This is a genomic window from Corynebacterium oculi, assembly GCF_001412105.1.
GTDB lineage: Bacteria > Actinomycetota > Actinomycetes > Mycobacteriales > Mycobacteriaceae > Corynebacterium > Corynebacterium oculi.
Genome location: NZ_LKST01000003.1, coordinates 277,965 through 304,458, shown reverse-complemented (window position 1 = coordinate 304,458; position 26,494 = coordinate 277,965). Strand labels below are relative to the sequence as shown.

The window sequence follows — 26,494 nt, the reverse complement described above, 5'->3', positions numbered from 1 at the left end:
CATGCGCCGCCTTACATGCGCTCGGGCGCGCGCACCCCCACCAGGTTCAGCGCATTGGCCAGCACCAGGCGCGTGGCCCCCGCCAGGGAGAGCCGGGCGGTGTGGATCGGGGCGAGGTCCTCCCCCTCCTTGGGCAGAATCTGGCAGCGGTCATAGAAGCGGTGGAACACCCCGGCCAGCTCCTCGCAGTAGCGCGCCAGGCGGTGCGGCTCACGCAGCTGCGCCGCCGCCTTCACCACGGCCGGGTACTCGCCCAGCGTGCGGATCAGATCGCCCTCGCGCTCGTGGACGAGCAGGGAATAATCCGGGGCGTCCTCGGTGAGCGCCCCCACGGCCTCCGCCTTCCTGCGCAGCGAGCACAGCCGCGCGTGCGCGTACTGCACGTAATACACCGGGTTATCCGCGGACTGCGAGGCCCACAGGCCGAGGTCGATGTCCAGGGAGGAATCCACGGAGGATCGCACCAGGGAGTACCGCGCGGCGTCCACGCCAATGGCCTCCACGAGGTCATCCAGCGTAATCACGGTGCCCGCGCGCTTCGACATGCGCACCGGGGTGCCGTCCTTGAGGAGGTTCACCATCTGTCCGATGAGCACCTCCACCTGATCGGCGGAGTAGCCCAGGGCCTCGGCGGCGGCCTTGAGGCGCTTGATGTAGCCGTGGTGATCCGCGCCCAACATGTAAATGCACAGGTCGTGCCCGCGGCCGATCTTGTCTCCGATGTAGGCGATGTCGCCGGCGATGTAAGCGGCGTTGCCGTCCGACTTAATCACCACGCGATCCTTATCATCCCCAAAGTCTGTGGTACGCAACCACCAGGCCCCGTCCTCGAGGTAGAGATTACCGTTTTCCTTCAGGGTGGCCACGGCGGCGTCCACCGCGCCGGACTCGAACAGGGAGTTCTCGTGGAAGAACACATCAAAGTCCGTGCCAAACTCGTGCAGGGACTCCTTGATATGGCTAAACATCATGTCCACGCCGAGGTCCCGGAAGATCTCCTGGGTCTGCTCCGGAGCATGCTCCAGGGCGTCGGGGCGCTTTTCCAGCACCGCCTGGGCGATGTCCGCGATGTAATCCCCGCCGTACCCGTCCTCCGGGGTGGGCTCCCCCTTGGCGGCGGCCACCAGGGAGCGGGCAAAGCGATCAATCTGCTCGCCGTGATCGTTGAAGTAGTACTCCCTGGTCACCTCGGCGCCGGAGGCCTCCAGCACGCGCCCCAGGGAATCGCCCACGGCCGCCCAACGGGTGCCGCCCAGGTGAATGGGGCCGGTGGGATTGGCGGAGACGAACTCCAGGTTCACCTTGGTGCCCCGGTAGAGGTCGCTGCGGCCATAGTCCGCGCCTTGCTCCCACACCTTAGCGATGATCTCTCCCTGGGCGGCGGCCGCCAGGCGCAGGTTCAAAAAACCCGGCCCGGCGATCTCCGCCGAGGTAATCGCCTCCTCCTGGGCTAAGGAGTCCGCCAGCCACTGTGCCAACTCGCGGGGATTCGCCCCGGCCTTCTTGCCCACCTGAAGCGCCAGGTTGGTGGCGTAATCGCCGTGCTCGGGATTGCGCGGGCGCTCCACCGTGACCTGCTCGGGCAGCACCGAGGCGTCGAGGTTGTGCTCGGCCAGCACCAATGCGGCGCGGCGACGAATCAAAGAAGAAAGCTCAACAGGGGTCATAACCCGGAAGTCTAGTCCACCCCTCGGTGTTTTCCGCGCCGCACCCCGCCCCCGAGACCCCACTGTGATATAGCTCTATCCTGCGCCTCTGCCCCACGCCTACCCCACGCTGGATTGCAGGAACACCAGCAGGCACATTCCCGCCAATAGCGGCAAGGAATACCGCACCGCAGAACCCAGAATCCTTGACTCCCCGCCCTCCATCTGCGCGGCCGCCGCCGCGATGGCGGCCGTCTGCGGGGCCAGCATCTTGCCCAGGGTGGCCCCGGAAGTATTGGCCGCCACGAGCAGGGCGGGATCGGCCCCCACCTGGGCGGCGGTGGTGGCCTGCATCTGCGCGAACAAGGCATTCGAAGAGGTGGCCGAGGCCGTCACGGCCGTACCCAGCCACCCCAACACCGGGGAGATGAGCGGGAACGCCGCCCCGGTGGCGGCCAGCAGCGCGCCAATGGCGGCGGTCTGGCCGGAGAAATTCATCACATAGGCCAGGCCCATCACCGCAGCGATGGTGAAGTAGGACATCCTCATGCGCACGAGGCCGCCGCCCAGCTGCGCACAACCCCGCCGCCAGCCCAGGCGATAGGCCCCTCCCTCATCGCAGGCGCTCAGCACCGCCACCGTGATAAGCGCGCACAGCATCAAGATGGTGCCCGGGCCGGAAAGCCAATTCAGGGTGAAGGTGGTGCCCAGGCGCGGCCACGTGATGAGCACGTCTGTGCTGGCCAGGGCTGCCGGAATATCCACGCCGATCCGCCACAGCTTGGCCACGGCAAACACCGCCACGATCAGCACGTACGGAAACAACGCCAGGCCGATCCGCGCCGGGGTCAGCGCCCGGGCCGACGCCCCCTGTGGGTTCTGGCCCGAATCAGCCTGGGAGGCCTGATCCGGCGGGGTGACCGGGCGCCACACCCGAAGCCACGCCAGGCCCGCCGCCAGGGAAAGCAGGCAGGCCACCACGTCGGTGAGTTCGTAGGCGAAGTAATGAGCGGCCAGGTACTGCCCGCCGCCAAAGGAAACCCCCAGCACCAGCGCCATCGGCCACACCTGGCGCAACCCGCGCCAGCCGTCCATGATGAGGCACAGCACAAACGGCACCACCAGCGCCAGCACCGACACTTGTTTGCCCACGAGCCCCGCGACCTCCTCCGCCGGAAGCTGCGCCAGGGCCGCACCCGTGGTCACCGGAATGGCCATCGCACCGTAGGCCACCGGCGCGGCGTTGGCCACCAGAGTCACCAAGGCGGCTTTTAGCGGCTTCATGCCAATCGAATAGAGCATGGCCGCCACGATGGCGATCGGAGCGCCGAAACCCGCCAGGGCCTCCAGCAGGCCGCCAAAGGCAAAGCCGATGAGCATGGCCTGCACGCGCATGTCTCCGCGCCCGATCTTGGAAAACACCAGGCGCAGATCATCGAACCTTCCCGAGGCCACGGTGAGATCATAAATCCACACCGCGGCGATGATGATGTAAATGACGGGGAATATGCCGAAGGAAACCCCTTGGGCGAGGGCCAGGAAGGCGTTCATAGCCGGGGTATCAAACAGCGTGACGGCCAGGATCAGGCCCACCACCGCGGAGCCCAGGGCGGCCCACAGGGCCTTCCACTTGAGCCCCATGAGAAGAACAAAGAACGTGACAAGCGGGGTGACTCCCGCCAGGGCGGCAAGCGCAAGCGAATCCACGATGGGTTACCTTTCTCCGGCCGTGCGTCCGGCACTGCGCTTAAGTATCGCAGACCCCACGGGCCACCAGAACTTTCGTGATAAGACTCACGGAGGTGCCGGTTCGCTACCCTCGCAGGCATGGGTTTTCTCCGCGCCATGCGTATCGACGTCCCACCAGAACGGCTCCCCGAGGGCTACCTCGCCAGGGTGGCTGCCGTACGCCACCTCACCCGCCAAGAACTACGGTTCCCCACCCCCGTCACCGTCCTCAGCGGAGAAAACGGCGCGGGAAAATCCACCCTCATCGAGGCCATCGCCCTGGGCATGCGGTTCCAGCACCAGGGCGGCACCCGCAACCTCTATACGGATAAGCGCAACGACGTCTCCCGCCTCCACGAGGTCCTTATCCTCACCCGAGAGCGCAACCCCCGCCACGGCTACTTCCTGCGCGGAGAAACCCACTTCAACGTGGCCCTGGCCTACGGCGCGGAAGAGCCTCCCGGAGACATTCACCTCAACCACATGAGCCACGGGGAGTCCCTCATGCAGGTGATCCTCCACCGCTTCCACCCCGGCGGCTTTTACCTCCTCGACGAACCAGAGGCCGGACTCTCCGCGCTACGCCAGGTGGAACTCCTCGGCCGCATCGCGCACCTGGCCGCGCGGGGAGCGCAATTTATCATCGCCACCCACTCTCCCATCCTCATGGCCGCACCCGGCGCCACGATCCTCGAACTCAACAATGCCGGGATCACCCCCATCGACTTCGACCACGCCGGCGCCGTGTCCGCCACCAGGGAGTTCCTCGACGACCCCGAGGGCACCGCCCACTACCTCGTGGAGACCGATCATGCCTGATCTCTTTGTAGAATCCTTCTTTCTCTTCCGCCCTCACCACCGCAAACACGCGCTACCGGAGTGGGCGGCGCGTGTCCCGGCGATCCGCGCAATGGAACGGGAACCACTACCCCTAACCGCACCCGCCACCTTCATCACCGGGGAAAACGGCATGGGCAAGTCCACGCTCATTGAGGCCATCGCCGTGGGGTGCGGGTTTGACCTTCAAGGCGGATTTCATGGGGCGCATGGCACCTCCCCAAGAAACACCGATGTGGGCGAAAGCCCCTTTCGGGGCGTAGCTTCCGTCACACGCGGACGACGCCCCCTGAACGGCTACTACCTGCGCGCCGAGACACACATCAACGGCCACTCCGGACGCCAGATGAGCCACGGCGAGTCCGTCATGCACACCATCGGAGAGTACTTCCACGCCAACGGTCTTTATATCCTCGACGAACCCGAGGCCGGCCTCTCCGTTGCCCGCCAGATGGCCTTGCTCGCGGAACTACACGCCCTGGTCAGCCACGGCGCGCAGATCATCGTGTCCACCCACTCCCCCATCTTGCTCTCCCTGCCCGGGGCGGCGATCTGGGAGATCATCGAGGCGGGACTCTGCTCCGTTTCCCTCCGGGAGACCACCGCTTTCCGAGCCACGCGCGACTTCTTCGACGATCCGCACGGCATCGCGGCGTTCGTGGCGGACACGATGAGGGCGGAATACTGATCAGCACTCCGCTCATGGGGCCGGTTAGGTTTGTTTCCCCGCCGGTGATAGAATCACTGCGTTGCTCATCGACGATGGGCGCATGCCTCCGTAGCTCAGTGGATAGAGCGCCGGTTTCCGGTACCGTAGGTCGCAGGTTCGACTCCTGTCGGGGGCACTTTTTGTAACCCCAGGCTTGAGCAGGGAAAACACCCCGCAGCCTGGGGCTGCACTATATTTAACCGAAACTCTCTCCATCATGCCCCCTCCCCTTTGCGTTCTTTATTTGCGCTACCCACATAAAAGAGAACCCCTGGCCACCTTCGTCGAATCACCAGAAAAGCCCAGGAGATGAACCTGGAAATTCGCTCGCGCGGGCAGAACCTAGAGGGATGGTGGGAGGAGTTTAACGTGGAAAACGCCCACACCGCCGATATTCTTTACGCCGTCATTGCCGGAAACGCCGAATCCACCTCTCCCGAGTTTCCTCCCGAAGGCGACCCGGTATGCCTGGGCATTTACACCACGCAGGAGGAAGCGGAGATCGCCGTGCGCCCTCGATCACAGTGGTCCGCGCGGAACCGGCAACCCACCTCGATCCTCCCGTTTCGCCTGGGGTGGAAACGAGACGAGTTCTTCCCCGACGGGAGGCCCTGGCCGCCAACTACTGCGTAATCGCTTCCCACCACGCACAGCAACCACGGTAGGGTTAGCAAGCGTGTTGCGCACCATGTTGAAATCAAAGATTCATCGCGCCACGGTCACCCACGCGGATCTGCACTACGTGGGTTCCTGCACCATCGACCAGGATCTCATGGACCAGGCCGGTCTCCTGGAAGGCGAGCAGGTGGACATCGTGGACATTGATAACGGTCACCGGCTGACCACCTACGCCATTGCCGGTCAGCGCGGCAGCGGCATCATCGGCATCAACGGTGCCGCCGCACGCCTTATCTCGCCGGGTGACCTCGTTATCATCATCGGCTACGCGATGTACTCCGAGGAGGAACTGGCCGGGTATAGCCCAAGCATCGTGTTCGTCGATAAGCACAACGCCCGGGTGGAATACGGCCACGATCCCGCCCACGCCCCGGCCGACTCCGGCCTGCTCGATCCCCGGGGCGGGCAGGCCTCCCGTTAAAGGCCCAGCGAGCGAGCGCCGGACATGGCCCGCCGCATGTTCGGGTGGTGTGCCGCCGGGGAATTGGGTGCGGCTCAGGCGTGGTGGCGGCTTCGCCAGGGGTTGAAACACCCGGTGAGATCGCGCATGAATCTATGATTTTATTTTTCTACTGCGCGCGCCATGTGGGCGGATTTTCCGCAGGGAAAGTACCCCCGCTATCCCTCATTCTTTTTTGCATCGCCTCTTTCCACGTCCGCGCACAGCGTGCCGGTAAAACCGGGCGCGCCGGGGACGTTATTGACCGCCAGCACTCCTCGAAGGAACTCCCCCAGGCGCTCTGCCTGCCCCTCGGTGAGGTGATCAAAGATCAACCGGCGCACGCTTTCCACGTGTTCCGGGGCCGCACGGTGCAGGCGTGCCATCCCCTCGTCCGTGAGGGAGACCTCCACCCCCCTGGCGTCTCCCTCGCTGCGCCCCTTGTCCACCAGGTTGCGCTTGACCATGCGGGTGACTAGGTGCGAGGCCCGACTGCGATCCCAGTCGAGGGAGTGACATAGATCCCGCAGCCGCATGCGTTCCCCTTCCGCCTCGGAGAGGGTGGCGAGCACGGCAAACTCCGAACTGGAGAGATCCTGCCCCACCTGAAGCGTCTCATCAAGAACGCGATCAATCTTCCTCATGACGGCCAGGAGGAGCCGCCACAGCGCTTGTTCTTCCTCCGTGAGCCACCGCGGTGCAATTGCCATGAACCTCACCATAGTCAGGGGCTCGCCCCCGGAAAAAACGTGTTGCCCAGGCCATACAACTCCGCTCGGCGCGCGCGAGAGGCGGCCGAGGAACACCCATCGCCAAAAAGTTGACACATCAATATATGTGGTTATGATGGCTCTCATACCACCAAGAATCGGTACCGCGCACAGCGAGTACCCGGCAGAAAGGAAAACAACCATGTCCAACCTCAACGGCTCCTACACCCTCGACGCCACCCACAGCACCATCGGCTTTGTGGTTCGCCACGCCATGATTTCCAAGGTGCGCGGATTCTTCCGCTCTTTCGAGGCGAATATCTCCGTGGACGCCGAGGAACAATCCCGCTCCTCCGCCACCGCCCGCATCCAGGTCGATTCCATCGACACCGGCAACGCTGACCGCGATGCGCACGTCAAGGGCGGTGACTTCTTCGACGCAGAGTCCTTCCCGGACATGACGTTTAGCGCCACCTCCTTTGCCATCGAGAGCGAGACCTCCGGCACCGTCACCGGCGACCTCACCATCAAGGGCACCACCAAGCCCGTGACCTTGGACGTGGAGGTATTCGGCCAGGCGGAAGACCCGATGGGCAGCACCCGGCTGGGCTTTAGCGCCACCACCACCATTAACCGCAAGGATTACGGCATCGACTTCCAGATGCCCATGAAGGCCGGCGGGCTCATGCTCTCCGAGGAAATCACCATCGAGATTGAGGGCTCCGCCGTCAAGAACTCTTAAGGTCCTCGATCCGATAGTCGCGCTGTTTGACCACCTGCGCGTAGCGCTGCGGCACGCAGGTGAGCACGAACACCTGGTGGGTTTCCCCCACCTGGCTCAGCAGCGCGGCCATGAGAGCCAGGCGCTCGGGATCGGTGCTGCCCAGGGCGTCGTCGATAAACACCGGCATGGCGTCGCCCACCAGCTCCGCGATGGCAAAGCGGGTCACCAGCGCCACCTGTTCCTGCGCTCCCCCGGAGAGATCGTCTACCGCGATATTCAGCCCGCCCAGGACGCGCTCCCCCACGCCGAGATGCTCGGTGAGCCGGAACTCCACATCGCGCCCAAACACCGTGCGCCCCAAGGCTGTGAGTTGCCGGGCAAACGGCCCTGCATAGCGGGAACGCGCGGCATCGCGGTGGCGCAGCAACACCTCCCGCACCGTCTCCACGGCATGTGCGCGGCGTTGCACCGCCGCTAATCGACGCCCCCCTGCCTCCGCTTGGGCCTCCGCCTGCACCAGGCGCTCGCCCGCACCATTGGCGGCCTCGATGTGGCTGCTCAGGCGGTCGAGTTCCCGGGTGGTGCGGGACATCTCCTCGCGCAGGCTCTCGCACCGCGCCTCGGCTCCCCGCCAGAGCCGCTCGCTTTGTTCGGGATCGGTGCCCTCCTCTGCCCTTTTCGCCCGCTCATAGGCCACCTGTACGGAGTCCCGGCGCGCGGCCGCCTCCTGCTCGGCGGCTTTCAGGTTTTCCTCGGGATTCTCCTTGTCCGCCTGCTCCAGCTGGGCCTTTAGGTCTGCGTGGCGCTGAGCGGCCAATTCCTTGCCCGTCTCCGCCCGAGCCAGGCCCGCCACGGTGGGGCTTTCCCTTAAGTCCTCCACGGTCTGCGCCGCGAGGTGATCGGCCTCCTCGCACTCTTCTACCTCGCGGGAGGCCTCTTCCTCCGCCTCCTCGGCCTGCGCCGGGGTGGGAATATCCGCGTCATCCGCCACCCGGGCGCGCAGGTCCTCGTATTCCGCGCGCACCTCTTCCGGCCGGTGCCCTTGCAGCGCCGCCTCGCGCTCTTTGTGCACCAGGGCACGTTGCTCGGTGGCCTCCGCAGCGGCGCGTGCCTCATCGAGGGAGGCGCACTCCAGCGCCGCCAGGATCTCGGCCAGGGCCTCTTCGGCGGCGGGCACTGGGTCCTCCCTCTGCCCCTCGCCCTGGGAGTACACGGCGGTGACCTCCCCGATCTGCACGCGGGTACCCTCGTGTAGTTCCACCTCCTGCGGTAACGGGGTGGGGGTCTCATCGAGGAGCACCGTGGTGTCCTGCGGGCCGCTCAAGAGCAGCCGCGCGGTGGTGCGACTGCGCACCGCCTGCGCCACGCGCACCTCGCTATAGGCATTCTCTGCCTCAGCAAGCTGCGCCTTGGTCACGGTGCGGCTGTCCAATCCGGCTAGGCGCTCATCAAACTCCGCCACCCTCGCCAGCAGTTCCTCCGCCTCGCTCAAGCGTTGGCGAGCACTCGCCACCCGGAGGGCTTTCTTGGCTATCGCGTGCTTCTTCTTCGCCTCGGCCAGGGCCTTTCGGCTGGTTTCTCGGGCGGCCACGGCCTCAGTCAGCGCCGCGCGATCCCGCCGCGCTGCCCGTCGCGCCTCCTCGTATTCCGCCTCCAGGTCATGCAGCGCGGCAGCGGACTCCTCGCACTGCTTCCTCAGACCACGGCGCTCCGCGCGCCGTGCCTCGGCGGACTCCCAGAGCACGGTGGCATCCCGCAGTTCCTGTTGCGCCCGCGCGCTCTCCTCGGTGGCCTTGGCGGCCGCCTGGTGCCGGGCCTGCGCTGTGGCGGCGGCCTCCTCGGCCTCGGGAAGATCCCGCCGCGCCTCGGCCTCGCGGCGGCGCAGGCTCTCCACCTTATCCACCTGCGCGGCCAGGTTCTCCATCTCCTCGCGCACCTGGGCCAGGTTCTCCCGCGCTTGGGTGTCCTCCTGCTGTGCCGCACGCAACTCCCCGCGTGGTTTTCCCCCCTCGGTGTAATAGCGCTGATATTCCTGTGCCACCGCCGCCAGCAGCGCGGAATCCGCCTGGGAATCCTGGGCCTCGTTACCCGTGTGCTCATCGAGCACCCTGGTCAGGGAGGGAATACCGGCCGCCTGGGCGAGGGCCACCGCCTGCCCTTGTTCCAGGAATAAGGCGTTAAGCAGGTGCTCATCGGTGTGCTCCGCCAGCAGCCGTTCCAGGCGGTCATCGGCCTCTCGCCCGCTGAGATTCTCCGTGTCCGCGCCGCTCAGGCGCAGGGTGCACATGGGCCTGCGCAGCCACCTCTTGGTGATCTCCACCTCGTAGGGGCCCACCGTGGCCGTCAGGCTCACCTGCGGGGCCTCGTCCGTGCCCACCGGCTGCCACGTCTTGACCTTCTTGTTCTTGGCGGAATGCCGCTCCCGGAGCACCGCACCCACCGCCTCCATGAGAGTGGACTTGCCCTGTTCGTTATCCCCGGCGATCAGCACCACCCCCCGCTCGGGGACGTCGCTAAGCTCCAGGTGTGGAACCCCCCGGAAGTTGTCCACCACAAGGCTGCGGATTTTCATGCTCGCTCCTCCACTCGCGCGCTCAACCGCAGCAGGAGGTTCACCGCGTCCGTCTCATCATTGGCCACTAGTTCCTGGAGGGCCTCCGCCGCGTAACCCCGCATATCCGTTTCCGCGATCTCCTCCGGGCTGGGGGCAAGGTGCAAGTCCATGAGGCGGCGGCGTTCATAGAGCGCCGCGAACACCGGCTCTAGCCTCTCGATCCCGGCCTCCAGGGTGCGCATATCCGCTAGCCCAAGCGTGCCCCGTAGGGAATATTTCACCACCGTGCGCTCCTTGTGCGGGTAAGCCTCCAGCGCGGCGAGAAAGTCCGCCACCTCCTCGGCCGTATTCACCTCCGCGTCCAGGGCCTCAAAGAGCCAAGTTCCCACGGCGATCTTTTCCACCTCCACCCGCGCATTGGTGGCGGAGGTTTTTTCTATGCTCACGCACAGGACGTTGCCGGAGTCCACCTCGCCGCCGCTTTTCCACTGGTAGTGATCGTGAAAGTCCGTGGTTTCCGGGGCCCCGGAGAACCACACCCGGCCGCTGCGGCCCACCTGCTGCGTGGAATGGGTATCCCCCAGGGCCAGGTAGTCAATCACCCCGGCCTCCAGGGCGCGTTCCGCCTTGGCCAGGTCGATCAGGGCGGGGTCGGCCTCTCCCGTGCGGCCCTCCGCCTGGCCGTGTCCCACCGCCACCCGCACCTCCTGGGTAGGCTCCAGCCCCGCCAGGGCCTGGGCTACCAAATCGGTGCTCGCGTACTTGGCCTTCAGCGGTGCGCCCACCACCTCCACGCCCTCGCCCACCCGCACTGGTTGGTGATCCCGCAGAATGGTCACCCCCGGAATATCGGCGGCGGCATAAAAGGGCGAGTCCGCCACCAGGGGATCGTGATTGCCCGGGAGCAGCAGCACCGGCACCCCCATGCTGGCCAGCGCGTCCAGGGCGCGGCCCTGGGTGCGGCGGGAGAGACTATTTTTATCAAAAACATCGCCCGCCATCACCACAAAATCCGCTCCCCGCTCGCGGGCAATCTCCCCGATCCTGCGCACCGCGTCCAGGCGCGCGGCGTCGAACCGGGCCTGGGCGTCCTCGTCGAGGAACCAGCGCGTCATCCCCCATTGCAGATCGGACGTATGAATAAACGTGGTAACGGCCATGTCTCCCCCTTATTGTTGCACCAAGAAATCGTACATATCCTCTATATCGGCCACGGCGCGCAATTGCTCCACTGCGGTGTAGGACACCGTGCGCATGGCCTTGTGCAGGAGGTCAAGATCCGAGTCCTCCAGCGCGGGGGCCACGGCCGGATCGGGCAGCGCGGGCAGGGCCGCGCCCTGCCAGAAGCGGTCATCGGTGGCCTGGGCGGATTCCTCCCCCACCCGCCGGGCCTGCTCTACCATCTGCCGCTCCACGGATTCCATGCTGAGGCCGCGAAGCTCAAAGAGCTTAGAGGGGCGCTCGGCTATGCGCTGCGCCACCACCTCCGCCACCGCCACCGCGTGCTTGCAGATGGGGCTGCGATCCGGACAATCGCAGCGAAACGTCACCCCCTCGCCCACCAGGGAGTCGAGCACCTCGGGATCGAGATCGCCTCGCCGCGCGCGTTCCAGGCTGCCGCTGGTGGCGGCCAGCGCCCGGGGAACACCCGTGAGGTCATCCGGGCCGCGCCGGGGCAGGGCGATCACCACGGCAAAGGGTTCGTTATGGCTGCCCGCCACCTGCGCGGTGATCCTGCCGTGCTCCAGTTCGAAGGACAGCACGTGCCCGGTGCGAGCGTAGTCCCGTCCCCGCCGATAGCGGTCGGGATCGGCGGGGGCCAGGGCGTCGATAAGCCACTGCGCGGCGGCCGGGTAGGCGGGGTGCCGACGCACCTCGGAATTGGTGCGGGACGCCTCGGGGCGACGCTTCGAGGAGCGCGCGCCGAAGTTCGCGTAGATGACGTTGTCCTGTCGAGGCCGGATGGGCCGAGTGGAATCGGACACGGCGCGTACCCCCTTTCCTGCGATGCTACTGCGATGCTTCCCGTCCACGATAGCTCATCAGGTGCGCCAAATCCTCCGGGGAAAGCTCGGTGATCCATCCCTCCCCCTCGCCCACCACGGCCCCGGCCAGGTGGGTTTTGCCGTCGAGAATATCCTGGATGGACTCCTCCAGCGTGCCCGCCGTGATCATCTTGTACACCTGCACGTTCTTGTTCTGCCCAATGCGGAACGCCCTATCCGTGGCCTGGTTCTCCACCGCCGGGTTCCACCAGCGATCCATGTGCACTACGACGGAAGCCGCCGTGAGGTTAAGCCCCGTGCCGCCCGCCTTGAGGGAAAGGAGCATGGTGGGCGGGCCCTGTGGGTCCTGAAAGCGCTCCACCATGCGGTCGCGCGCACCCTGGGAGATACCGCCGTGGAGGAAGTCGATCTGCTCGCCCAGCCGCTCGGAGAGATAGGGCTGTAAGATCTCCCCGAAGGCGCGGTACTGGGTGAAGATGAGCACGCGGTGGCCCGCCGCGAGGCTGTGATCCAGAAGTTCCACCAGTTCCGCCACCTTGCCGGAGCGGTGCGCCCCGCGCAGCGTCACCCCGGAGCCGTCACCCAAAAAGTGCGCGGGGTGATTGCATATCTGCTTGATCCTGGTCAGGGAGGCCAGCACCAAGCCCCGGCGCGCGATCCCCTCCACCTCCTCAAGCCTGCGCTTCATGTCCTCCACGTAGGCGGTGTAGAGGGCCGCCTGCTCCGGGGTCATGTTCACGGTGCGCACCTGCTCGGATTTCTCCGGGAGGTCATCAATAATGCTCGGATCGGTTTTGAGCCTGCGCATGATGAAGGGGGCGGTGAGCAGCCGCAGCCGCTCCGTCATCTGCTCGTCTTGCTCCCGCTCGATGGCCTTGGCAAAGTGGTTGCGGAAAAACGACGCCGATCCCAGCACGCCGGGGTTGACAAAGTCCAGGATCGAGCGCATTTCCGAAAGCCTGTTTTCAACCGGGGTGCCGGTGAGCGCTATGCGCTGCCTCGCGGGAAGCGAGCGCACCGCCTTGGAGGAGCGGGTGGTGGAGTTCTTGATGTGCTGGGCCTCATCCAGCACCACGTGATCCCAGTTCACCTTGGCGCACTGGGCGTGATCCCGGTTGAGCACGCCATAGCTGCTAATCACCAGGTCCGTGCGGGAGACCTGACGCTGGAACTGCTCGCCGCGCAGGCGGGCGTTCCCGTGATGCACCAGCACCCGCAGGTGGGGCACGAAGCGCCGGGCCTCCCGCGCCCAGTTTCCCACTACCGACGTCGGGGCCACCACCAGCGTCGGCCCGGTGCTCTCGCCGCGCGCGTGCTCCACGGCCAGCAGGGTCAGCAGCTGGAGGGTTTTTCCCAGGCCCATATCGTCGGCCAGGACCGCCCCGAGGCCGTTGCGGGACATCCAGTACAGCCAGTCCACGCCGCGACGCTGATACTCACGCAGCTCGGCCTGCACCGCCTCCGGTATCTCCACCCGCTGCGGGGCGGGGGTGTCCGTGCCTCCCAGCAGCGAGGAGCACCAGGTGGAGCCGGTGAACTCCACCGGGTCCGAGGCCCCTGAGGAATCTGCGGACATCGCCTCCAGGGCGATCTGGCGCAGTTCCGCCACGGAAACCTGCCCCTGGTGTTCCTGTTCCTTATGGAACTCCTCGCGCAGGCGTTCCGCCTCGGCCGCCAGGTTCTCCCAGCCGGGCTCGTTATTGGCCCGAGCCAGCTCGGCCCGCATGGCGGCCTCCTCCATGCGGGCCTTGCTGCGCTTGCGGGAGTTCTGCGCCAGTTCCTCCATGTAGGCCGTGATCTTGGACAGCGAGGAGGTATCCGCCATCACCCATTCCCCGCGCAGCCGGATCAGGCCGGATTTGGAGCGCACCAGTTCCGCCATTTCCGCGTCGGTGAGTTCCGTATCCCCCACGGAGAGCTTCCAATTATAGTCCACCACCTTGTCCATGCCGATGTGCCGCTGGGTGGCCCCCTCCCCCTCCGAGGTCACCAGCGTGGCCTTGGTCTCGTGGGCGGCCCAGGCCTTGGGCAGCATGACGGTGAAACCGGCGCGCTTGAGCAGGGGGACGTCGTGGGCGATGAAGTGCACGATCTGGGCGGTGGGCAGGTACACATCCCAATCCCCGGCGCTCTCCACGCGGCTCAGCGCGCCGGTATAGGGCGGGCAGGACGCCGGACCGGGGGGCGCCGATAGGCCGCTCGGCGGTTCCTCTCGCACCGGCGAGCCCAGGAGCGGGGAAATCTCCTGCGCGCGCTGCCGCATCTGATCCAGCTGCATGATGCTGCCCCGATCCAGGCGGTTTTCCCGCAGGGGAACGGGGCTTTCCACCCCGGAGCGCACCTGCAACCGCACGGGCCACACGGCGTCCTCGGGCGCCAGGTGATCGCTTTCCTCCCCGGGGGGTTGCTCCACGATGAGCACCAGGTGGAGGTCCACGGCGGCGATGGAATCCTTCCACTCCCGCAGCCGGTTGAGCAGGCCCACCCCGCCTCGACGCAGCGGCTGGTTGTGCAGCAGCGCGGTGGAAAAGTCATGCCAGGGATGCGGGCGGGGGGTATCGCGCAGCCCCGCCAACTCCGCCGAGGCGATCCAGTGCGGCAAGGTCTCGGTGATGTCCTCGTCTAGGTTGCGGTTATTCAGGCTGAGGATGCCGGGGGCGGCGGCCATCATCTCCGCGATCCACCCGCGTTCCCCGAGCCCCCGGGAGAGCTGCCATTGCGGCCACCATTGATCGTCCACGTAGGCGAGCTTGAGGGTCACCCTTCCCGCCTGCACGAATCTCCGCAGGCCCGTGTACATGCGAATGAGCCAGCGCAGGTCGGGGGCGATGGACTCGCGCTGGGCGCGGGTGGCGGCGGGGTTGTCCGCGTCGAGGAATGCCATGCTGGCGAGCACCCGCACCGCCTGCTCCGGGGTGCAGGCGGAGGTGGGAATCACCAGGGACACCTCGCGGCCCTTGGGGGTGCGCAGGGTGGCGCGCAGGCGGTGCCGGAAGCTGCTGCGCTCAAGGATCGCGGTCACGCTCGGCGGGAAGGTGCCCTCCGGTACCTGATCGGGCACCACGATGCGGTGTCCCTCCACCTGCTCGATCCATAGGTGCAGTCCAGACTTCTGCACCCATAGTCCATGCAGGAGAAAATCGGCCATAGGGGCCAACCTACCATCACCCCCGCCCCACCCGCTTTTCCCATATGAAAACCCTGTAAAAACCTGAAAATCACCGTGGAGGTTCGCCTGGAATTGCTCAGGTATTTCCCGTGAGGGGGTAGCGAGACGGCGCAATGTTCTACAATCTACAGCCACCTTTGTTTGCAGCCTCACCAAGGAGCACACTCGTGACTGAGACGACATGGTTTGTCCTGGCGATTATCCTCTACATGCTCGCCATGCTCGCCATCGGCTATTGGAGCTACCGCCGCACCGATAAGTACGACGACTACGTTCTCGCGGATCGCTCGCTCAACCCCTTCGTGGCGGCCCTCTCCGCCGGGGCCTCGGACATGTCCGGCTGGCTCCTCATGGGGCTTCCCGGCGCGCTCTTCGTCTCCGGCCTCTCCGAACTCTGGATCGCCATCGGGCTACTCATCGGCAGCTACGCCTCCTGGACGCTCGTGGCCCCGCGCCTGCGCTCCTACTCCGAGGTGGCCAACAACTCCATCACGCTGCCCAGCTTCTTTGAAAACCGCCTGCACGATCGCTCCCGCATCCTGCGGATCGCCTCGGCCGCCATCATCATCGTCTTTTTCACCTTCTACGTCTCCTCCGGCATGGTCTCCGGCGGCCGCTACTTCGAGGCCACCTTTGGTGGGGACTACCTCACCGGCATGCTCATCATCGCGGCGGTCACCGTGGGCTACACCTTCATCGGGGGCTTCCTCGCCGTTTCGCTTACCGACGTCGTCCAGGGCCTCATCATGTTCACCGCCCTGCTCATCGTCCCCGCCATGGCCCTGATCGCCCTCGACGACCCCTGGGACATCTTCACCTGGGCCTCCCACAACGATTACGGCCCCTACACCGATGGGGTGGGCAACCCGGACTTCTTCAACCTCGTCGGCGGGGCCTCCGCCGCCGCCATCATCGGCAACCTCGCCTGGGGCCTGGGGTACTTCGGCCAGCCGCACATCGTGGTCCGCTACATGGCCCTGCGCACCCCCGAGGAGGCCAAGAGCAGCCGCCGCATCGGCATCGCGTGGATGACGCTGTGCATCGTGGGCGCCGTCTCCGCCGCGGTGGTGGGCACCGTGTTCTTTGCCCAAAACCCCGACATCTCGGTGACGGATCAAACCAACTTTGAGACGATCTTCCTGGACATGGGGCGGATCCTCTTCCACCCGCTCATCGCCGGGCTGGTGCTCACCGCCGTGCTCGCCGCCATCATGTCCACCATGAGTTCCCAGCTGCTCGTGGTCTCCTCCTCCCTGATCGAGGACCTCTACCGCATCTTTGCCAAGAAGCAGCCCGACGAGCACCTGCTCATCAACCTCTCGCGCACCGCCGTGGTGGGGGTCTCCATCTTTGCCGCCCTGTGGGCCATCAACCCCAGCGATTCCATCCTGGGGTTGGTGGGCTTCGCCTGGGCCGGCTTCGGCTCCGCCTTCGGCCCGCTCATGCTCTTCGCCCTCTACTGGTCCCGGCTCACCACCCCCGGCGCGCTCGCCGGCATGATAACCGGCGCGGTGGTCTCCTTCGTGTGGGGAATGTCCCCGCTCTCGGATCACCTCTACGAGTTGATCCCCGGCTTCCTGCTCTCCGCCACCGCCATCTGGCTGGTCTCTCGGGCCACGGCGGCCCCGGAAAAGAGGACCCTGGAGGAGTTTCAGCGGGCCACCCAGGCGGATTCGGCGCCGCCCGCGAGGGCATAGGGCCCTCGGAACCACCCGCGCGGTGGTGGCGGTCTAACCAAGCATGCCCACACCGCATCGCGCCCGCGTGGCCTTCGCCGCCCTGGTCCTCCTCACCGCCGCGCTCCTCTGGCAGCCGCAGACCACCCCCTCCGGCACCGCCCCCGGCCCGCCCCTGCGCCAAAGCCTGCCGCAGATCCATCGCGTGGCGCAGCGCGTGACCGTGCCGGGATACCAGCGCTCCGCCTTCGGCTCGGGGTGGGCGCCATCCGGGGCGTGCAGCACCCGCGAGGCCATCGCCCGCGCCCAGTTCGGGGAGCAGGCGGTACCCGGGTGCCGGATCGTCGCGGCCGGGCTCGACCCCTACTCGGGCCGCCCCCTTGACCCCGCCGCCGTGGACATCGACCACCTCTATCCTCTCTCCGCAGCCTGGGATCTCGGCGCCCACTCCTGGACTTTCGAGCAGCGCCGACGCTTTGCCAACGATCCCCTCAACCTCGTGGCCGTATCCCGGGAGGAAAACAGGGAGAAATCTGATCAGCTTCCCTCCCGCTGGCTGCCCTCGCACCGCGCCTCCCGATGCTGGTATTCCCGCAGGCTCGCCCAGGTGGCCGCCGCGTACGGGCTGCCGCTGCCCGGCGAGGACATCGCCGCGATGAAAGCCCCCTGCCGGTTTAGGGAACTTCCAGCGCTGTCATTAGGCTAAGGGGTGCACTGTACCCCCGAAAGGCGTGATGTTTTTGTACACCGTACTCCTGATCTTGCACGTGCTCACCGCAGCGCTCTTCCTTGGCCCGGTCACCGTGGCCGTGTCCTCGTTCCAGGTGCACGCGGTTAAGGCCAAGAACAATGACCCCCAGGCCGCCGGCATGGCCAGCCTCATGCACCGCATCACCTCCTCCTACGGAGTGCTGTCTCTGCTGGTTCCGCTGCTGGGCGTGGCGGTCATGTTCACCGATCCCGGCACCTATTGGAAGAACGGCCTCTTCCACGCCGCCCTGCTGCTCGCCCTGATCGCCTGGGCGCTGCTGTTCTTCCTCATCATTCCCCGGCAGCGGACGATGATGGCCGCTCTGGGGCTGCTCGATGCCGATGAAGCCCCCGAGGGGGAAACCACCATCGCCAACTGGGAGAAGGCCAAGGGGCAGTTGTCCATGTTCGGCGGGATCTTCTCCCTGCTCTGGGTGATAATCCTGGTGCTGATGTTCCTTTAGGAAACGCTGTCTCCCCTGCCCCGCGTGCCCTTCTGGCACGGGGCAGACAAAAGCGCCGGGCCGCACCCCTGTTATGGAATGCACGGCCCGGCGCTTTTGCGTTCGGTTTCTAGGTAGCGCCCCTAATAGCGCTCCCGGCGCCCCTCGCGGTAGTTCCGGCGTTCGCCGCGATCTCCCCGGTCACCGCGCTGATCGCCGCGACGCTTGAAGTCTCGCTTACCGCCGCGATCCCCATAGCGGTCTCCGCGCTGGTATCCCCCGCGATCGCGCGGCGGGCGGCCGGTATCCGGCTCAATGTTGATGAGTTGCCCGGAAATGCGGGTATCGGACAACCGATCAAAAACCTCGCTCGGCAAGCCCTGCGGCAACTCCACCAGGGTGTGATCGCCAAAGATGGAGATGCGCCCGAAGTCCCGGGAGTTGAGCCCGCCCTCGTTCGCCAGGGCACCCACGATGGCACCGGGACGCACGTGCTGACGCTTGCCGACGGCCAGGCGGTACATCTTCTTGCCCGGCTCCGCCTCGAAGCGGGAGCGCCCGCCACGATCACGGTCACCACGACCATCGCGGTCGAAGCGATCCCGGCGATCTCGGCCTCCGCGCCGATCCCCGCGCCCGCCGCGATCCTCCCGGTCAAAGCGGTCCCGGCGATCTCGCCACGATTCCTTGGGCTGCTCCTTCATCAGGAACTCGTCGCCCGCCTGCGCCTGGGTGGCCAGGGCCGCGGCGATGTCCTCCAGGGGGGTGTCGTTCTGCTCGGAGTAGCTCTTCACCAGCGCCCGGAAGATGTCCAGCTGGGAGTCCTCCAGGGACTGCGTGATGGAGTCCGCGAACTTCGCCTTGCGGGACTCGTTCACCTCGTCCACGGTGGGCAGATCCATCTCCGTGAGCGGCGCGTTGGTGGCGCGCTCGATGGAGCGCAGCATGCGTCGCTCGCGGGGGGTGACAAAGAGGATCGCCTCGCCGGAGCGCCCGGCGCGGCCCGTGCGCCCGATGCGATGCACGTAGGATTCCGTGTCATTCGGAATATCAAAGTTGAGCACGTGGCTGATGCGCTCCACGTCGAGGCCGCGGGCGGCCACGTCGGTGGCCACCAGAATGTCCAGGCGCCCGTCCTTGAGCTGATCCACGGTGCGCTCGCGCTGCGCCTGGGCGATGTCACCATTGATGGCGGCGGCGGAGAAACCACGGGCGCGGAGCTTTTCCGCCACCTCTTCCGTCTCATTCTTGGTGCGCACAAAGACGATCATGGCCTCAAACTCCGTCACCTCAAGGATCCGGGTGAGGGCGTCGAGCTTGTTGCGGTGCGCCACGTGCAGCCAGCGCTGCGTGATGTTGGTGTTCGTGCGGGTCTTGGACTTCACCGTGATCTCGCGCGGATCGCTGAGATACTGCTTGGAGATGCGGCGGATACCGGCGGGCATGGTGGCGGAGAACAGGGCCACCTGCTTGTCCTCGGGGGTGTCCTCCAGAATCCGCTCCACGTCCTCCTGGAAGCCCATGTTCAGCATCTCATCGGCCTCGTCGAGCACGAGGAAACGCAGGGAGGAAATATCCAGCGAGCCCTTTTCCAGGTGGTCGATCACGCGGCCGGGGGTGCCCACGATGATCTGCGCACCCCGGCGCAGGCCGGAGAGCTGGATCCCGTAGGCCTGGCCGCCGTAGATGGGCAGCACGTGGATATTGCCCAGGTGATCGGCAAAGGACTGGAAGGAGTCCGCCACCTGCAACGCGAGTTCGCGGGTGGGGGCCAGGATGAGGGCCTGGGGGGAGCGCTCGGAAACGGTGATGCGGGAGAGGATCGGCAGCGCGAAGGCCGCCGTCTTTCCGGTACCCGTCTGGGCGAGGCCCACCACGTCATTGCCCTCCATGAGGAGGGGGATGGTTTGCGCCTGGATGGGGGAAGGGTTCTCAAAACCCACCTTGGACACAGCGTTGAGCACGTTGTCCGGGAGACCAAGGCTATCGAATGTGGGCTGATCATTGTCCGCTGCTGCGGAGTCGGTAGCCTCAGAAGTCATCGCGTCCCTGGTGTCTTGTTCCCCACCCTGCGATAGTTCCTGAGATTCCGACGCTGTCACGTTATCCGGCTCGCTCACGCCGCCGGTGGCGTTATCGGTAATGCTCATTGTCCACCCAGGGTACGCCACCGCGATGCTTTTATCCGCATTGCGCAGGTGAAACCTACTTGGGCAGCGTCTCCCTGCCCCGCAGCCATGCCCCGGCCGCCGCCAGAGTGAGCGCTCCGCACAGGCCAAAGCCCCAACCAAACCCCCACGCCTGGGCCACCGCGCCCACCACCAGGGGACCCACGATCGCGCCGGAATCCATCGCCATCTGGAAGTTCGCCAGCACGCGCCCGCCGGAGCGTTCCCCGCCCACCACGTCCGCCACCACGGCCTGCTGCGCGGGGCTCAAGATGCCCGTCCCGGCCCCCGCCAGGGCAGAGGCCGCCAGCAACAGCGGCAGACTATCGGCCAGGCCCACCACGCCAGTAAAAATCCCGTTGAGCACCAGACCCGCCACAATCATGGGCTTGCGCCCCACCGAATCCGCCCACCGGCCGGAAAACTGCAAGCACGCGGCGTTGCCCAGGGCAAAGGCGGTGAGCGCAAAGCCCGCCGCCGCGGCAGAACCCGGAAACACGGCGGCGGCGAAAAGCGGCAGCGTGGCCACTCGCACCCCAAAATTAGACCACCCGTGCGCAAAGGCGCTCACCAGGGCGCAGCGATACGCGGAATCGCGGTAGGCCTCGCGGAACGTCACCGTCGCCTTTCCCTCGCGCTGGGGCTTATCGACGCCCCCAGGCATGCGGCGCCACACCACCGCGGCGGCCACGAGCAGCGTGGCCCCATAGATCACAAAAGGTATGCGCAGCCCCAGGGGTGCGAGCGCCGCACCCACCAGCGGGCCGATGATGCTGCCCAGGAGAAAGGCCGAGGCGTAGGCCGAAGAACAGCGGCCCCGGATCTGCGGCGGGGCGAGCGCCACGATGAGGCTCATGGCCGAGACCGTGAACATCGTGGACCCCACCCCGGCGAGGCCTCGAAGCGCGAGGATCTGCCAGTACTCCCGGGCCAGAGAGAGCGCAGCGGTGGTCAGCGCCACCAGCACGAGGCCGGTGATATACACGGCGCGGGAGCCCAGGGCGTCGATAAGCCTGCCGGAGGCCGGGGCGAAGATCAGCCGAAAGAACGCGAAGATGGAGACCACCGCGCTCGCGGCCGCCATACCCACGTCAAAGGTCTGGGCATATTGCGGGATGATCGGGGCGATGAGGCCGTACCCCAGAGCGATGAGGAAGGCGGCGCTGACGAGCACCCGGATTTCCCCGGGAATCGTGATGATTTTTTTGGCCATAGCGCCTCTAACCCTAGACCTTCGCGCCATAGCACGGTATTATTAGAACATAAGTTCCCCAATTCTCTCCTTCCCGTCCCCTCCTCCCCCTATGGTTCATCTCATGAAGAAAATCGGCACCGTCACCCCCCTCACCCATCCCGACCTCAGCGTCACGCTGGCGCAATACCTGCGGGAGCACCACAGCGATCTCCTCGCCCGCCTCCGCGCTATCATGCGCCATCCGCGCTGCCTCGCCCGCAGGCAATCCGGGCAATCGTTGTGGCGGCCGCCGGTGCAGCGTCTGCCCGATCCCCTCTCCGGCGGGGAACTCAACGTGGCGTTGAGCCGGCATCGCATGGGGCCGCGCGCCCGCGCCCGGATTCGCGGTTTCAATCCCCACCACGAGGCCGCCTACCTACTCAGCCTGCGGTTTAGCCGGGCCGACGGCCTCCCCGTCCACCCCGCCGCCGCGGAGGCGTGGGTACGCGCGCTTCTGCCCGAGGGGACGATCACGGCGGTGCATGAATTCCCCGGGGAATCCGCGCCCACCTACCGCTGGTGCGTGGACGGCCGCTTCTTCCCGCTCGACTCCCCGTCCTCCCTCTTCACCGAGGCCTCCGCTGCCTGATCCGGCCGCTCCTCACAGATCGTAGGTTTCCACCTGGGCGTAGCGGGCCACCTGCTCCATGAAGGCGCTATCGTGGCAGGTCATCACCACCGCCATTCCGGCACCAATATACTCGGCCACGATCTGATGCAGGCGCTGCTTGCCTGGGCCGTCACACCCCACGTCCGGTTCGTCCAGGGCAAGCACCCGGCGGCCCAACTCCGCCGCCCCCAGCACCTGCACGCAACGCAGATCGCTGGCGCCCAGGTCGAGGGGGTGCACCTGCGGGTCTATTCCCCAGCGCTCACACACCCGGGCCCGCCCCACCATGCGCTCCGCCTGCGTATCCAGCACCTGATCCCGGCTGCACTGAACGGCCAGGGCCACCCTGCCCGTAGGAACGGTGGGCGAGCCGCCATCGAGCCCGGCGATGGCCCGCAACAGGGAGGTCTTTCCCGCCCCGTTGGGGCCGCGCACCCAGGTCACCCCGCCACAGAGCACGGAGAGATCGTGAGGACCGCTGCGGAAGCGCTCTCCGCGCCGCACCTGCACGCCCCGAAAGCGCTCGCGCCGAGAACCCGGCGCCACGGAAGGCGGAAGCGTGAGGCTTCGCTGCGGAGCCCGGTCATGCAACTCCGCTCCATCCCACCACAGCACCGGCCCCGGCAACTCCGGCGCCGCCTCATATCCCACCAGCAGGAGGGCCCGGCCACGGCGCGCCAGATCACGGCACAGCCGCACCACGGCCCGGCGCGATTGTGCATCGAGCCCGGCCAGGGGATCATCGCAGATCATGGCCGTGATCCCCGTGGTGTCCTCGGCCGCGAGCACCGCCGTCCTCGCCAGCGCCAGCCTGCGTGTCTGCCCACCCGATAGCGTCTCCGGGTTCGCCCACGCCAGATCGCTCAACCCCAGGCGCGCCAGCACCTCTTCCACCGCGTTGCTCATGCGCTCTCGGGACACCCCGCGCTGCTCCAGGCCAAAGGCCACCTCTTCCCTCACGGTCTCGCGCAGGCCGCTCAGGGCCCCTTCCACGTCCTGCGCCACCAGCACCCCCGCCCCCTGCGCAGCGGTGACCTCGCGCGCCAGCGTGGTCAGGCCGCTACCGGAATCCCCCACCACCTGCGTGATTCTCCCCGGAAGCAGGTATCGCTCCGCTAATTCCCCAGCCGCCGCGCTCATAGTAGGTATCCTCCCGCCACCACGGCGACGCACACCCACGGGGCGAGCCACCGGATGAGCCGCTGCGCCCCGGAATCCGGCACCGGGCACAGCACCGTTCGCGGCCCCTTGCGCCCTACCCCGAGCGTTTCTAGGGTCTCCGCGCTGTGCGCGGCCCGCACCATCAGGGTGGTCATCAGCGGCACCACCACCCGAGGAAAGATCGCCCACCCCCGCGTGGATCGCCCCGCCAGGGCGTTAGCCTCCCTGATTCTTCTTATCGAGGCGCGAGCCTCCGGGGCCAGGTGGAGCGTGGCCCCCACCACGTATCCGAGGGAGGCCGGTACCTTCGCGGTCTGGAGCGCCTTGGCGAGGTCGGCCACCCGAAAGGAAACGGTGGCGGCCAGCACTACCGTCACCAAAGCGAGGAAGCGCACGGTGAGCTCTGCGGCCACCAGGAGGCCGTCGCTAGTCAGAAGCGGCGCTACGCGGTGCTGCCCGTGCGGGGCATGGATAAGAATCATCGAGGCGGCCACCGGCGCGCTGAGCGCCGCACCCCACAGGGGCACGCGGCTCACCCGACGCAAAGGCGATCCCTCCCACACCGTCGCCGCCGCGGCATACCCCCAGGCCAGGAGGATGCAGGCCACGGAAACCCAGAAGGAATTGATCCCCACCACCAGTATCCACGCACCGGCGGCCAGGGAAAGGCTCGTGAGGGGGTGCACCCTCGGCCGCGTCCTAGTCACCCGCGCCCCGCAGTTGCGCCACCGTGCGCCGAGGCAAGGCCCCGATGGTCTGGCGCACCAGCAGGAAAACCAGGGCCTTATCCAGGGGATCGGAAATAAAGGACTGCAAGGTCACAGAGCCCAGCAGGCTATTGCCCATCGCCCGGAAGGCGGAAACCAGCGCCCCCGTGCCCACCCCGGCGGTGCCGCCGTACACGAAGGCCGCCACCGGGGCCGCCACCATGCCGCACACGATTCCCACCAGCGCTCCAGACAGCACCGTGGCCCACCAGGTGCGCACCACCTTCTTGTTGTTGAACACCCAGCCGGCCAGGCCCCCCACCAGCGCGCTCGCCGCCGCGAAGGGCAGCGCCGCGGGATTAATCAGGCCCCACACCACGGAACTCAGGGTGCCCGTGGCCACCCCCACCAGCGGCCCGGCCAGGGCCGCCACCAGGACGGTGCCCAGGGAGTCCAGGTACAACGGCACGCCCACGCTGCCCACGACCTCCCCCACCACGATGTTGAGCACCAGGGCCATCGGGATCAAGGGCAGCGTGCGCGCGGGCACCTCGGGCAGCGTGGCCGCCAGCAGGAGCGCCGCCCCGCCCACGTATCCGGCCAGGGTCATCAGCGCTGGCGCGGAGCCACCCACCGATTCCCAATCGGCCGGGCGGGCGAGAACCAGATACAGCCAGGTAGCAGCGATGCAGACCACGCCCGCGAGGGCGAGGAAACGGCGTGACAGACTCATCGGCGAGGAAACTCCCTTGTGCAGACGCAAGAGGAGCCCCGCCCCTATGTCACCTCGGGGTGGTGCTCACGTATTTTCAGCCAATACCCTAACATTCCCGCAGCAGTGCCGCCGCGCGCAGCAGCTCCCGGTGCGCGCCGTCCACATCGGCTTCCTCGATCAGCAGCGCGTTGGGCGGCAGCCCCCAGTGCCCCCGGGCATCCGCCACCGTGGTGCCCCGCAGCAACGGGGACTGCGCCTCAACGTCTATCCGCGTGAGCCGCACCCGCGAGGCGACGGTACCCAGCCCGATCATGCAGGAAAAGAGATCGTGGATCTGTGCCAGATAGCCCTCGCCCTGATCCCGATGAAACTCAAAGTAAAAACGCAGGAGTTCCGGCAGGTCACGGGCGATACCCGCGCTCCCCAGGGCCGCCACCACGGCGTCAAGGGAGGAGGGATCGAGGGTAAACCGCTCCGTCACCCCCAGGGAGCACACGGTGATGGGGGCTGTGGCCTGGGCGAAGGCCCGCTTGGCGGCGTGCGGATCCACCCAGGAGTTCCACTCCGCGGTGGGGGTGGTGTTGCCGGGATAAAAGTACGCCCCGCCCATGAGCGTGACCTGCTCGCGCGCTCCCCACAGCGCCAGGTGGGTGGCGGGGCCCACCACCATCACGTGCGCCCGAGGATAGCCCGCCCACAGGTCACGCCAGGTCTGGTTGCCGTCTTCCGGCGCCATCTCCGGGGCTCGAAGGTAGCCCAGGCCCGTGGGGCCGTGCGTTTCCGGTGTGGTCACCAGATCCACGGCGATCGGGGCCGCCTCACCCGCCGCCACGGGCACGTCCGTCACCCCGCAGCGGCGCAGGATGTAGCGGCTATTGATCGCCGCCTGCGCCGCCGTGGTATTGCCCGCCGTGCAGGTCACCGCGCATAGCTCTATCTCCCCGGCGCGGTGGAGGGCGGCGAGGTACATCAGCGCCAGGGCATCATCAATCCCGGTATCGCAGTCCAGGAGGATCTGGGGGACTATTCTTCCTCCTCCCCGTACTCCTCTTCTTCGTATTCTTCATCACCGTAGTCCTCGTCGTCGAAGGGAAGGAGTTGTTCCTCCCAGCTCTCAGCCTGATCCACGGCGAGGGAAAGCACGTCGAAGAGGCGATCAAAGTCCGTGAACTCACCGAGCTCCAAAACCTCCTCCTCGCCCAGGTCGGCCCCCTCACCGATGGTGTCAAAGAGGCGCTGGCGATCCTCCTCGTTGAGCATGGCCTCACCATCGGACTCCCACAGTTCCTCGATGGCCTGATCCACCAGATCGTCGAAGGTCTCTCCCGCGCTGATGAAGCTCACGCGCGCGGTGGGGCGACCGTCGATAAGCTCCACGAACACCTGCACCTCGGAGTTCTCCGCCACCTCGGCGCGCACCAGATTGGGTTCCAGGGCGTCTTGATAGAACTCCAGGTCACCGATCCGCTCGTCGGTGCCCTCCAGGAGATCGCGCAGGACGGTGACCACCTGATCGGTGGCGATGTGGTGGGCCACGGTGTCCACGGCGTCCTCCACCGAAAACACCACGGAGACGAGCACGGCCTCGAAGTCCTCGTCGTCCTCGTCCACGTCGGCGGCGGCGATGTACACGTTGGCGGCGGGCAGCAGGGCGTCGATCTCCACGAACTGGATCTCCACCTCGGAGGTGATGGGAACAAAAAGCACCTCGCCCCCCACGCGGGACTCGATGCCATCGGCATCAAGCGCGGCGGCGATGTCCTCAAAGAAGCTCATGGTCTTGCCTACCTTCCCAACGACGAGGATTGAACACGCACCAGCCTAGCCCGC

Annotated in this window: 23 protein-coding genes and 1 tRNA gene; 10 read left to right on the top strand and 14 right to left on the bottom strand. The window is 66.6% G+C overall.

Translation table 11 applies throughout. From position 1 onward, the window contains the following. Nucleotides 1-11: 11 nt before the first annotated feature. Both argS and Cocul_RS08870 read right to left on the bottom strand, forming a co-directional pair. Nucleotides 12-1,667 carry an arginine--tRNA ligase gene (gene argS, locus Cocul_RS08875; RefSeq protein ID WP_055122919.1) on the bottom strand — a complete coding sequence of 552 codons (1,656 nt, stop codon included), beginning with the start codon at nt 1,665-1,667 and terminating at the stop codon, nt 12-14. A gap of 99 nt (nt 1,668-1,766) precedes the next feature. Next, nucleotides 1,767-3,353, bottom strand: coding sequence for an L-lactate permease (locus tag Cocul_RS08870; protein ID WP_425388785.1), 1,587 nt, complete (start codon nt 3,351-3,353; stop codon nt 1,767-1,769). A gap of 120 nt (nt 3,354-3,473) precedes the next feature. Between Cocul_RS08870 and Cocul_RS08865 the strand changes: the two genes are divergently transcribed. From Cocul_RS08865 to panD, 5 genes are all read left to right on the top strand, one after another. Further along, nucleotides 3,474-4,193: an AAA family ATPase gene (locus Cocul_RS08865; protein WP_055122917.1), complete on the top strand. Its 720-nt coding sequence runs from the start codon at nt 3,474-3,476 to the stop codon at nt 4,191-4,193. Next, on the top strand, nt 4,186-4,899 hold the full coding sequence (locus Cocul_RS08860; protein ID WP_055122916.1) for an AAA family ATPase: 714 nt from the start codon (nt 4,186-4,188) through the stop codon (nt 4,897-4,899). The genes Cocul_RS08865 and Cocul_RS08860 overlap by 8 nt, the downstream gene beginning before the upstream one ends. A gap of 84 nt (nt 4,900-4,983) precedes the next feature. After that, nucleotides 4,984-5,056, top strand: a tRNA-Arg gene (locus Cocul_RS08855). A gap of 173 nt (nt 5,057-5,229) precedes the next feature. Beyond that, nucleotides 5,230-5,553: a hypothetical protein gene (locus Cocul_RS08850; protein ID WP_055122915.1), complete on the top strand. Its 324-nt coding sequence runs from the start codon at nt 5,230-5,232 to the stop codon at nt 5,551-5,553. 43 nt (nt 5,554-5,596) lie between these two features. Beyond that, nucleotides 5,597-6,019, top strand: a complete 423-nt coding sequence (panD, locus tag Cocul_RS08845; RefSeq protein WP_055122914.1) for an aspartate 1-decarboxylase — start codon at nt 5,597-5,599, stop codon at nt 6,017-6,019. A 197-nt stretch (nt 6,020-6,216) separates the two neighbouring features. Here panD and Cocul_RS08840 read toward each other — a convergent pair whose 3' ends face one another. Continuing rightward, complete coding sequence (locus tag Cocul_RS08840) at nt 6,217-6,747, bottom strand: MarR family winged helix-turn-helix transcriptional regulator (protein WP_055122913.1); 531 nt, start codon at nt 6,745-6,747, stop codon at nt 6,217-6,219. A gap of 202 nt (nt 6,748-6,949) precedes the next feature. Between Cocul_RS08840 and Cocul_RS08835 the strand changes: the two genes are divergently transcribed. Continuing rightward, nucleotides 6,950-7,489 (top strand): YceI family protein, encoded by a 540-nt coding sequence (locus Cocul_RS08835; RefSeq protein ID WP_055122912.1) that lies wholly within the window; start codon nt 6,950-6,952, stop codon nt 7,487-7,489. On the opposite strand, the gene Cocul_RS13035 is transcribed toward Cocul_RS08835, so the two are convergent. Genes Cocul_RS13035 through Cocul_RS08815 form a run of 4 tightly spaced genes read right to left on the bottom strand, consistent with a single transcriptional unit; the run spans nt 7,476 to nt 15,179 of the window. Continuing rightward, a complete protein-coding gene (locus Cocul_RS13035; protein WP_055122911.1) occupies nt 7,476-10,043 on the bottom strand; it encodes an AAA family ATPase in 2,568 nt (855 codons plus the stop codon). The two genes, Cocul_RS08835 and Cocul_RS13035, sit on opposite strands and share 14 nt — an antisense overlap. After that, the gene (locus Cocul_RS08825) at nt 10,040-11,185 is read right to left on the bottom strand and encodes a metallophosphoesterase family protein (protein WP_055122910.1); all 1,146 of its coding nucleotides are present in this window, start codon (nt 11,183-11,185) and stop codon (nt 10,040-10,042) included. Before Cocul_RS08825 ends, Cocul_RS13035 begins: the two co-directional genes overlap by 4 nt. Before the next feature lie 9 nt (nt 11,186-11,194). Next, nucleotides 11,195-12,010, bottom strand: coding sequence for an SWIM zinc finger family protein (locus Cocul_RS08820; protein WP_069723612.1), 816 nt, complete (start codon nt 12,008-12,010; stop codon nt 11,195-11,197). Between the two features lie 25 nt (nt 12,011-12,035). Then, nucleotides 12,036-15,179: a DEAD/DEAH box helicase gene (locus Cocul_RS08815; RefSeq protein WP_055122909.1), complete on the bottom strand. Its 3,144-nt coding sequence runs from the start codon at nt 15,177-15,179 to the stop codon at nt 12,036-12,038. Nucleotides 15,180-15,367: 188 nt separating this feature from the next. Here Cocul_RS08815 and putP point away from each other — a divergent pair, with 188 nt between their 5' ends. From putP to Cocul_RS08800, 3 genes are read left to right on the top strand one after another with little or no spacing between them, the layout of a single operon-like run. Beyond that, a complete protein-coding gene (putP, locus tag Cocul_RS08810; RefSeq protein ID WP_055122908.1) occupies nt 15,368-16,897 on the top strand; it encodes a sodium/proline symporter PutP in 1,530 nt (509 codons plus the stop codon). A 43-nt stretch (nt 16,898-16,940) separates the two neighbouring features. Next, complete coding sequence (locus Cocul_RS08805) at nt 16,941-17,582, top strand: HNH endonuclease family protein (RefSeq protein ID WP_069723611.1); 642 nt, start codon at nt 16,941-16,943, stop codon at nt 17,580-17,582. A 34-nt stretch (nt 17,583-17,616) separates the two neighbouring features. Continuing rightward, on the top strand, nt 17,617-18,090 hold the full coding sequence (locus tag Cocul_RS08800; RefSeq protein ID WP_055123085.1) for a hypothetical protein: 474 nt from the start codon (nt 17,617-17,619) through the stop codon (nt 18,088-18,090). A 122-nt stretch (nt 18,091-18,212) separates the two neighbouring features. Here the strand turns inward: Cocul_RS08800 and Cocul_RS08795 are convergent, their stop codons facing one another. Both Cocul_RS08795 and Cocul_RS08790 read right to left on the bottom strand, forming a co-directional pair. Beyond that, on the bottom strand, nt 18,213-20,219 hold the full coding sequence (locus Cocul_RS08795; RefSeq protein WP_055122907.1) for a DEAD/DEAH box helicase: 2,007 nt from the start codon (nt 20,217-20,219) through the stop codon (nt 18,213-18,215). A gap of 55 nt (nt 20,220-20,274) precedes the next feature. Next, nucleotides 20,275-21,450 (bottom strand): MFS transporter, encoded by a 1,176-nt coding sequence (locus Cocul_RS08790; protein ID WP_055122906.1) that lies wholly within the window; start codon nt 21,448-21,450, stop codon nt 20,275-20,277. Nucleotides 21,451-21,553: 103 nt separating this feature from the next. Here Cocul_RS08790 and Cocul_RS08785 point away from each other — a divergent pair, with 103 nt between their 5' ends. Then, the gene (locus Cocul_RS08785; RefSeq protein WP_055122905.1) at nt 21,554-22,060 is read left to right on the top strand and encodes a hypothetical protein; all 507 of its coding nucleotides are present in this window, start codon (nt 21,554-21,556) and stop codon (nt 22,058-22,060) included. A 12-nt stretch (nt 22,061-22,072) separates the two neighbouring features. Here Cocul_RS08785 and Cocul_RS08780 read toward each other — a convergent pair whose 3' ends face one another. The 5 genes from Cocul_RS08780 to Cocul_RS08760 all read right to left on the bottom strand — a co-directional run bounded on the left by Cocul_RS08780 (nt 22,073) and on the right by Cocul_RS08760 (nt 26,440). Further along, entirely contained in the window at nt 22,073-23,221 is a 1,149-nt protein-coding gene (locus tag Cocul_RS08780) for an ATP-binding cassette domain-containing protein (protein WP_055122904.1), read from the bottom strand. Further along, nucleotides 23,218-23,928, bottom strand: coding sequence for an energy-coupling factor transporter transmembrane component T family protein (locus tag Cocul_RS08775; RefSeq protein WP_055122903.1), 711 nt, complete (start codon nt 23,926-23,928; stop codon nt 23,218-23,220). The genes Cocul_RS08780 and Cocul_RS08775 overlap by 4 nt, the downstream gene beginning before the upstream one ends. A gap of 13 nt (nt 23,929-23,941) precedes the next feature. Next, entirely contained in the window at nt 23,942-24,682 is a 741-nt protein-coding gene (locus Cocul_RS08770) for a hypothetical protein (RefSeq protein ID WP_055122902.1), read from the bottom strand. Nucleotides 24,683-24,770: 88 nt separating this feature from the next. Further along, entirely contained in the window at nt 24,771-25,691 is a 921-nt protein-coding gene (locus Cocul_RS08765) for a nucleoside hydrolase (RefSeq protein WP_055122901.1), read from the bottom strand. Beyond that, nucleotides 25,688-26,440 carry a hypothetical protein gene (locus tag Cocul_RS08760; RefSeq protein WP_055122900.1) on the bottom strand — a complete coding sequence of 251 codons (753 nt, stop codon included), beginning with the start codon at nt 26,438-26,440 and terminating at the stop codon, nt 25,688-25,690. Before Cocul_RS08760 ends, Cocul_RS08765 begins: the two co-directional genes overlap by 4 nt. Nucleotides 26,441-26,494 lie beyond the last annotated feature (54 nt).

Excerpts from the sequence above, each read along its gene's own strand:
- argS (WP_055122919.1), bottom strand. The coding sequence starts at position 1,667 with ATGACCCCTGTTGAGCTTTCTTCTTTGATTCGTCGCCGCGCCGCATTG.
- Cocul_RS08865 (WP_055122917.1), top strand. The coding sequence starts at position 3,474 with ATGGGTTTTCTCCGCGCCATGCGTATCGACGTCCCACCAGAACGGCTC.
- Cocul_RS08860 (WP_055122916.1), top strand. The coding sequence starts at position 4,186 with ATGCCTGATCTCTTTGTAGAATCCTTCTTTCTCTTCCGCCCTCACCAC.
- Cocul_RS08850 (WP_055122915.1), top strand. The coding sequence starts at position 5,230 with ATGAACCTGGAAATTCGCTCGCGCGGGCAGAACCTAGAGGGATGGTGG.
- Cocul_RS08840 (WP_055122913.1), bottom strand. The coding sequence starts at position 6,747 with ATGGCAATTGCACCGCGGTGGCTCACGGAGGAAGAACAAGCGCTGTGG.
- Cocul_RS08835 (WP_055122912.1), top strand. The coding sequence starts at position 6,950 with ATGTCCAACCTCAACGGCTCCTACACCCTCGACGCCACCCACAGCACC.
- Cocul_RS13035 (WP_055122911.1), bottom strand. The coding sequence starts at position 10,043 with ATGAAAATCCGCAGCCTTGTGGTGGACAACTTCCGGGGGGTTCCACAC.
- Cocul_RS08825 (WP_055122910.1), bottom strand. The coding sequence starts at position 11,185 with ATGGCCGTTACCACGTTTATTCATACGTCCGATCTGCAATGGGGGATG.
- Cocul_RS08815 (WP_055122909.1), bottom strand. The coding sequence starts at position 15,179 with ATGGCCGATTTTCTCCTGCATGGACTATGGGTGCAGAAGTCTGGACTG.
- Cocul_RS08805 (WP_069723611.1), top strand. The coding sequence starts at position 16,941 with ATGCCCACACCGCATCGCGCCCGCGTGGCCTTCGCCGCCCTGGTCCTC.
- Cocul_RS08795 (WP_055122907.1), bottom strand. The coding sequence starts at position 20,219 with ATGAGCATTACCGATAACGCCACCGGCGGCGTGAGCGAGCCGGATAAC.
- Cocul_RS08790 (WP_055122906.1), bottom strand. The coding sequence starts at position 21,450 with ATGGCCAAAAAAATCATCACGATTCCCGGGGAAATCCGGGTGCTCGTC.
- Cocul_RS08785 (WP_055122905.1), top strand. The coding sequence starts at position 21,554 with ATGAAGAAAATCGGCACCGTCACCCCCCTCACCCATCCCGACCTCAGC.
- Cocul_RS08780 (WP_055122904.1), bottom strand. The coding sequence starts at position 23,221 with ATGAGCGCGGCGGCTGGGGAATTAGCGGAGCGATACCTGCTTCCGGGG.
- Cocul_RS08770 (WP_055122902.1), bottom strand. The coding sequence starts at position 24,682 with ATGAGTCTGTCACGCCGTTTCCTCGCCCTCGCGGGCGTGGTCTGCATC.
- Cocul_RS08760 (WP_055122900.1), bottom strand. The coding sequence starts at position 26,440 with ATGAGCTTCTTTGAGGACATCGCCGCCGCGCTTGATGCCGATGGCATC.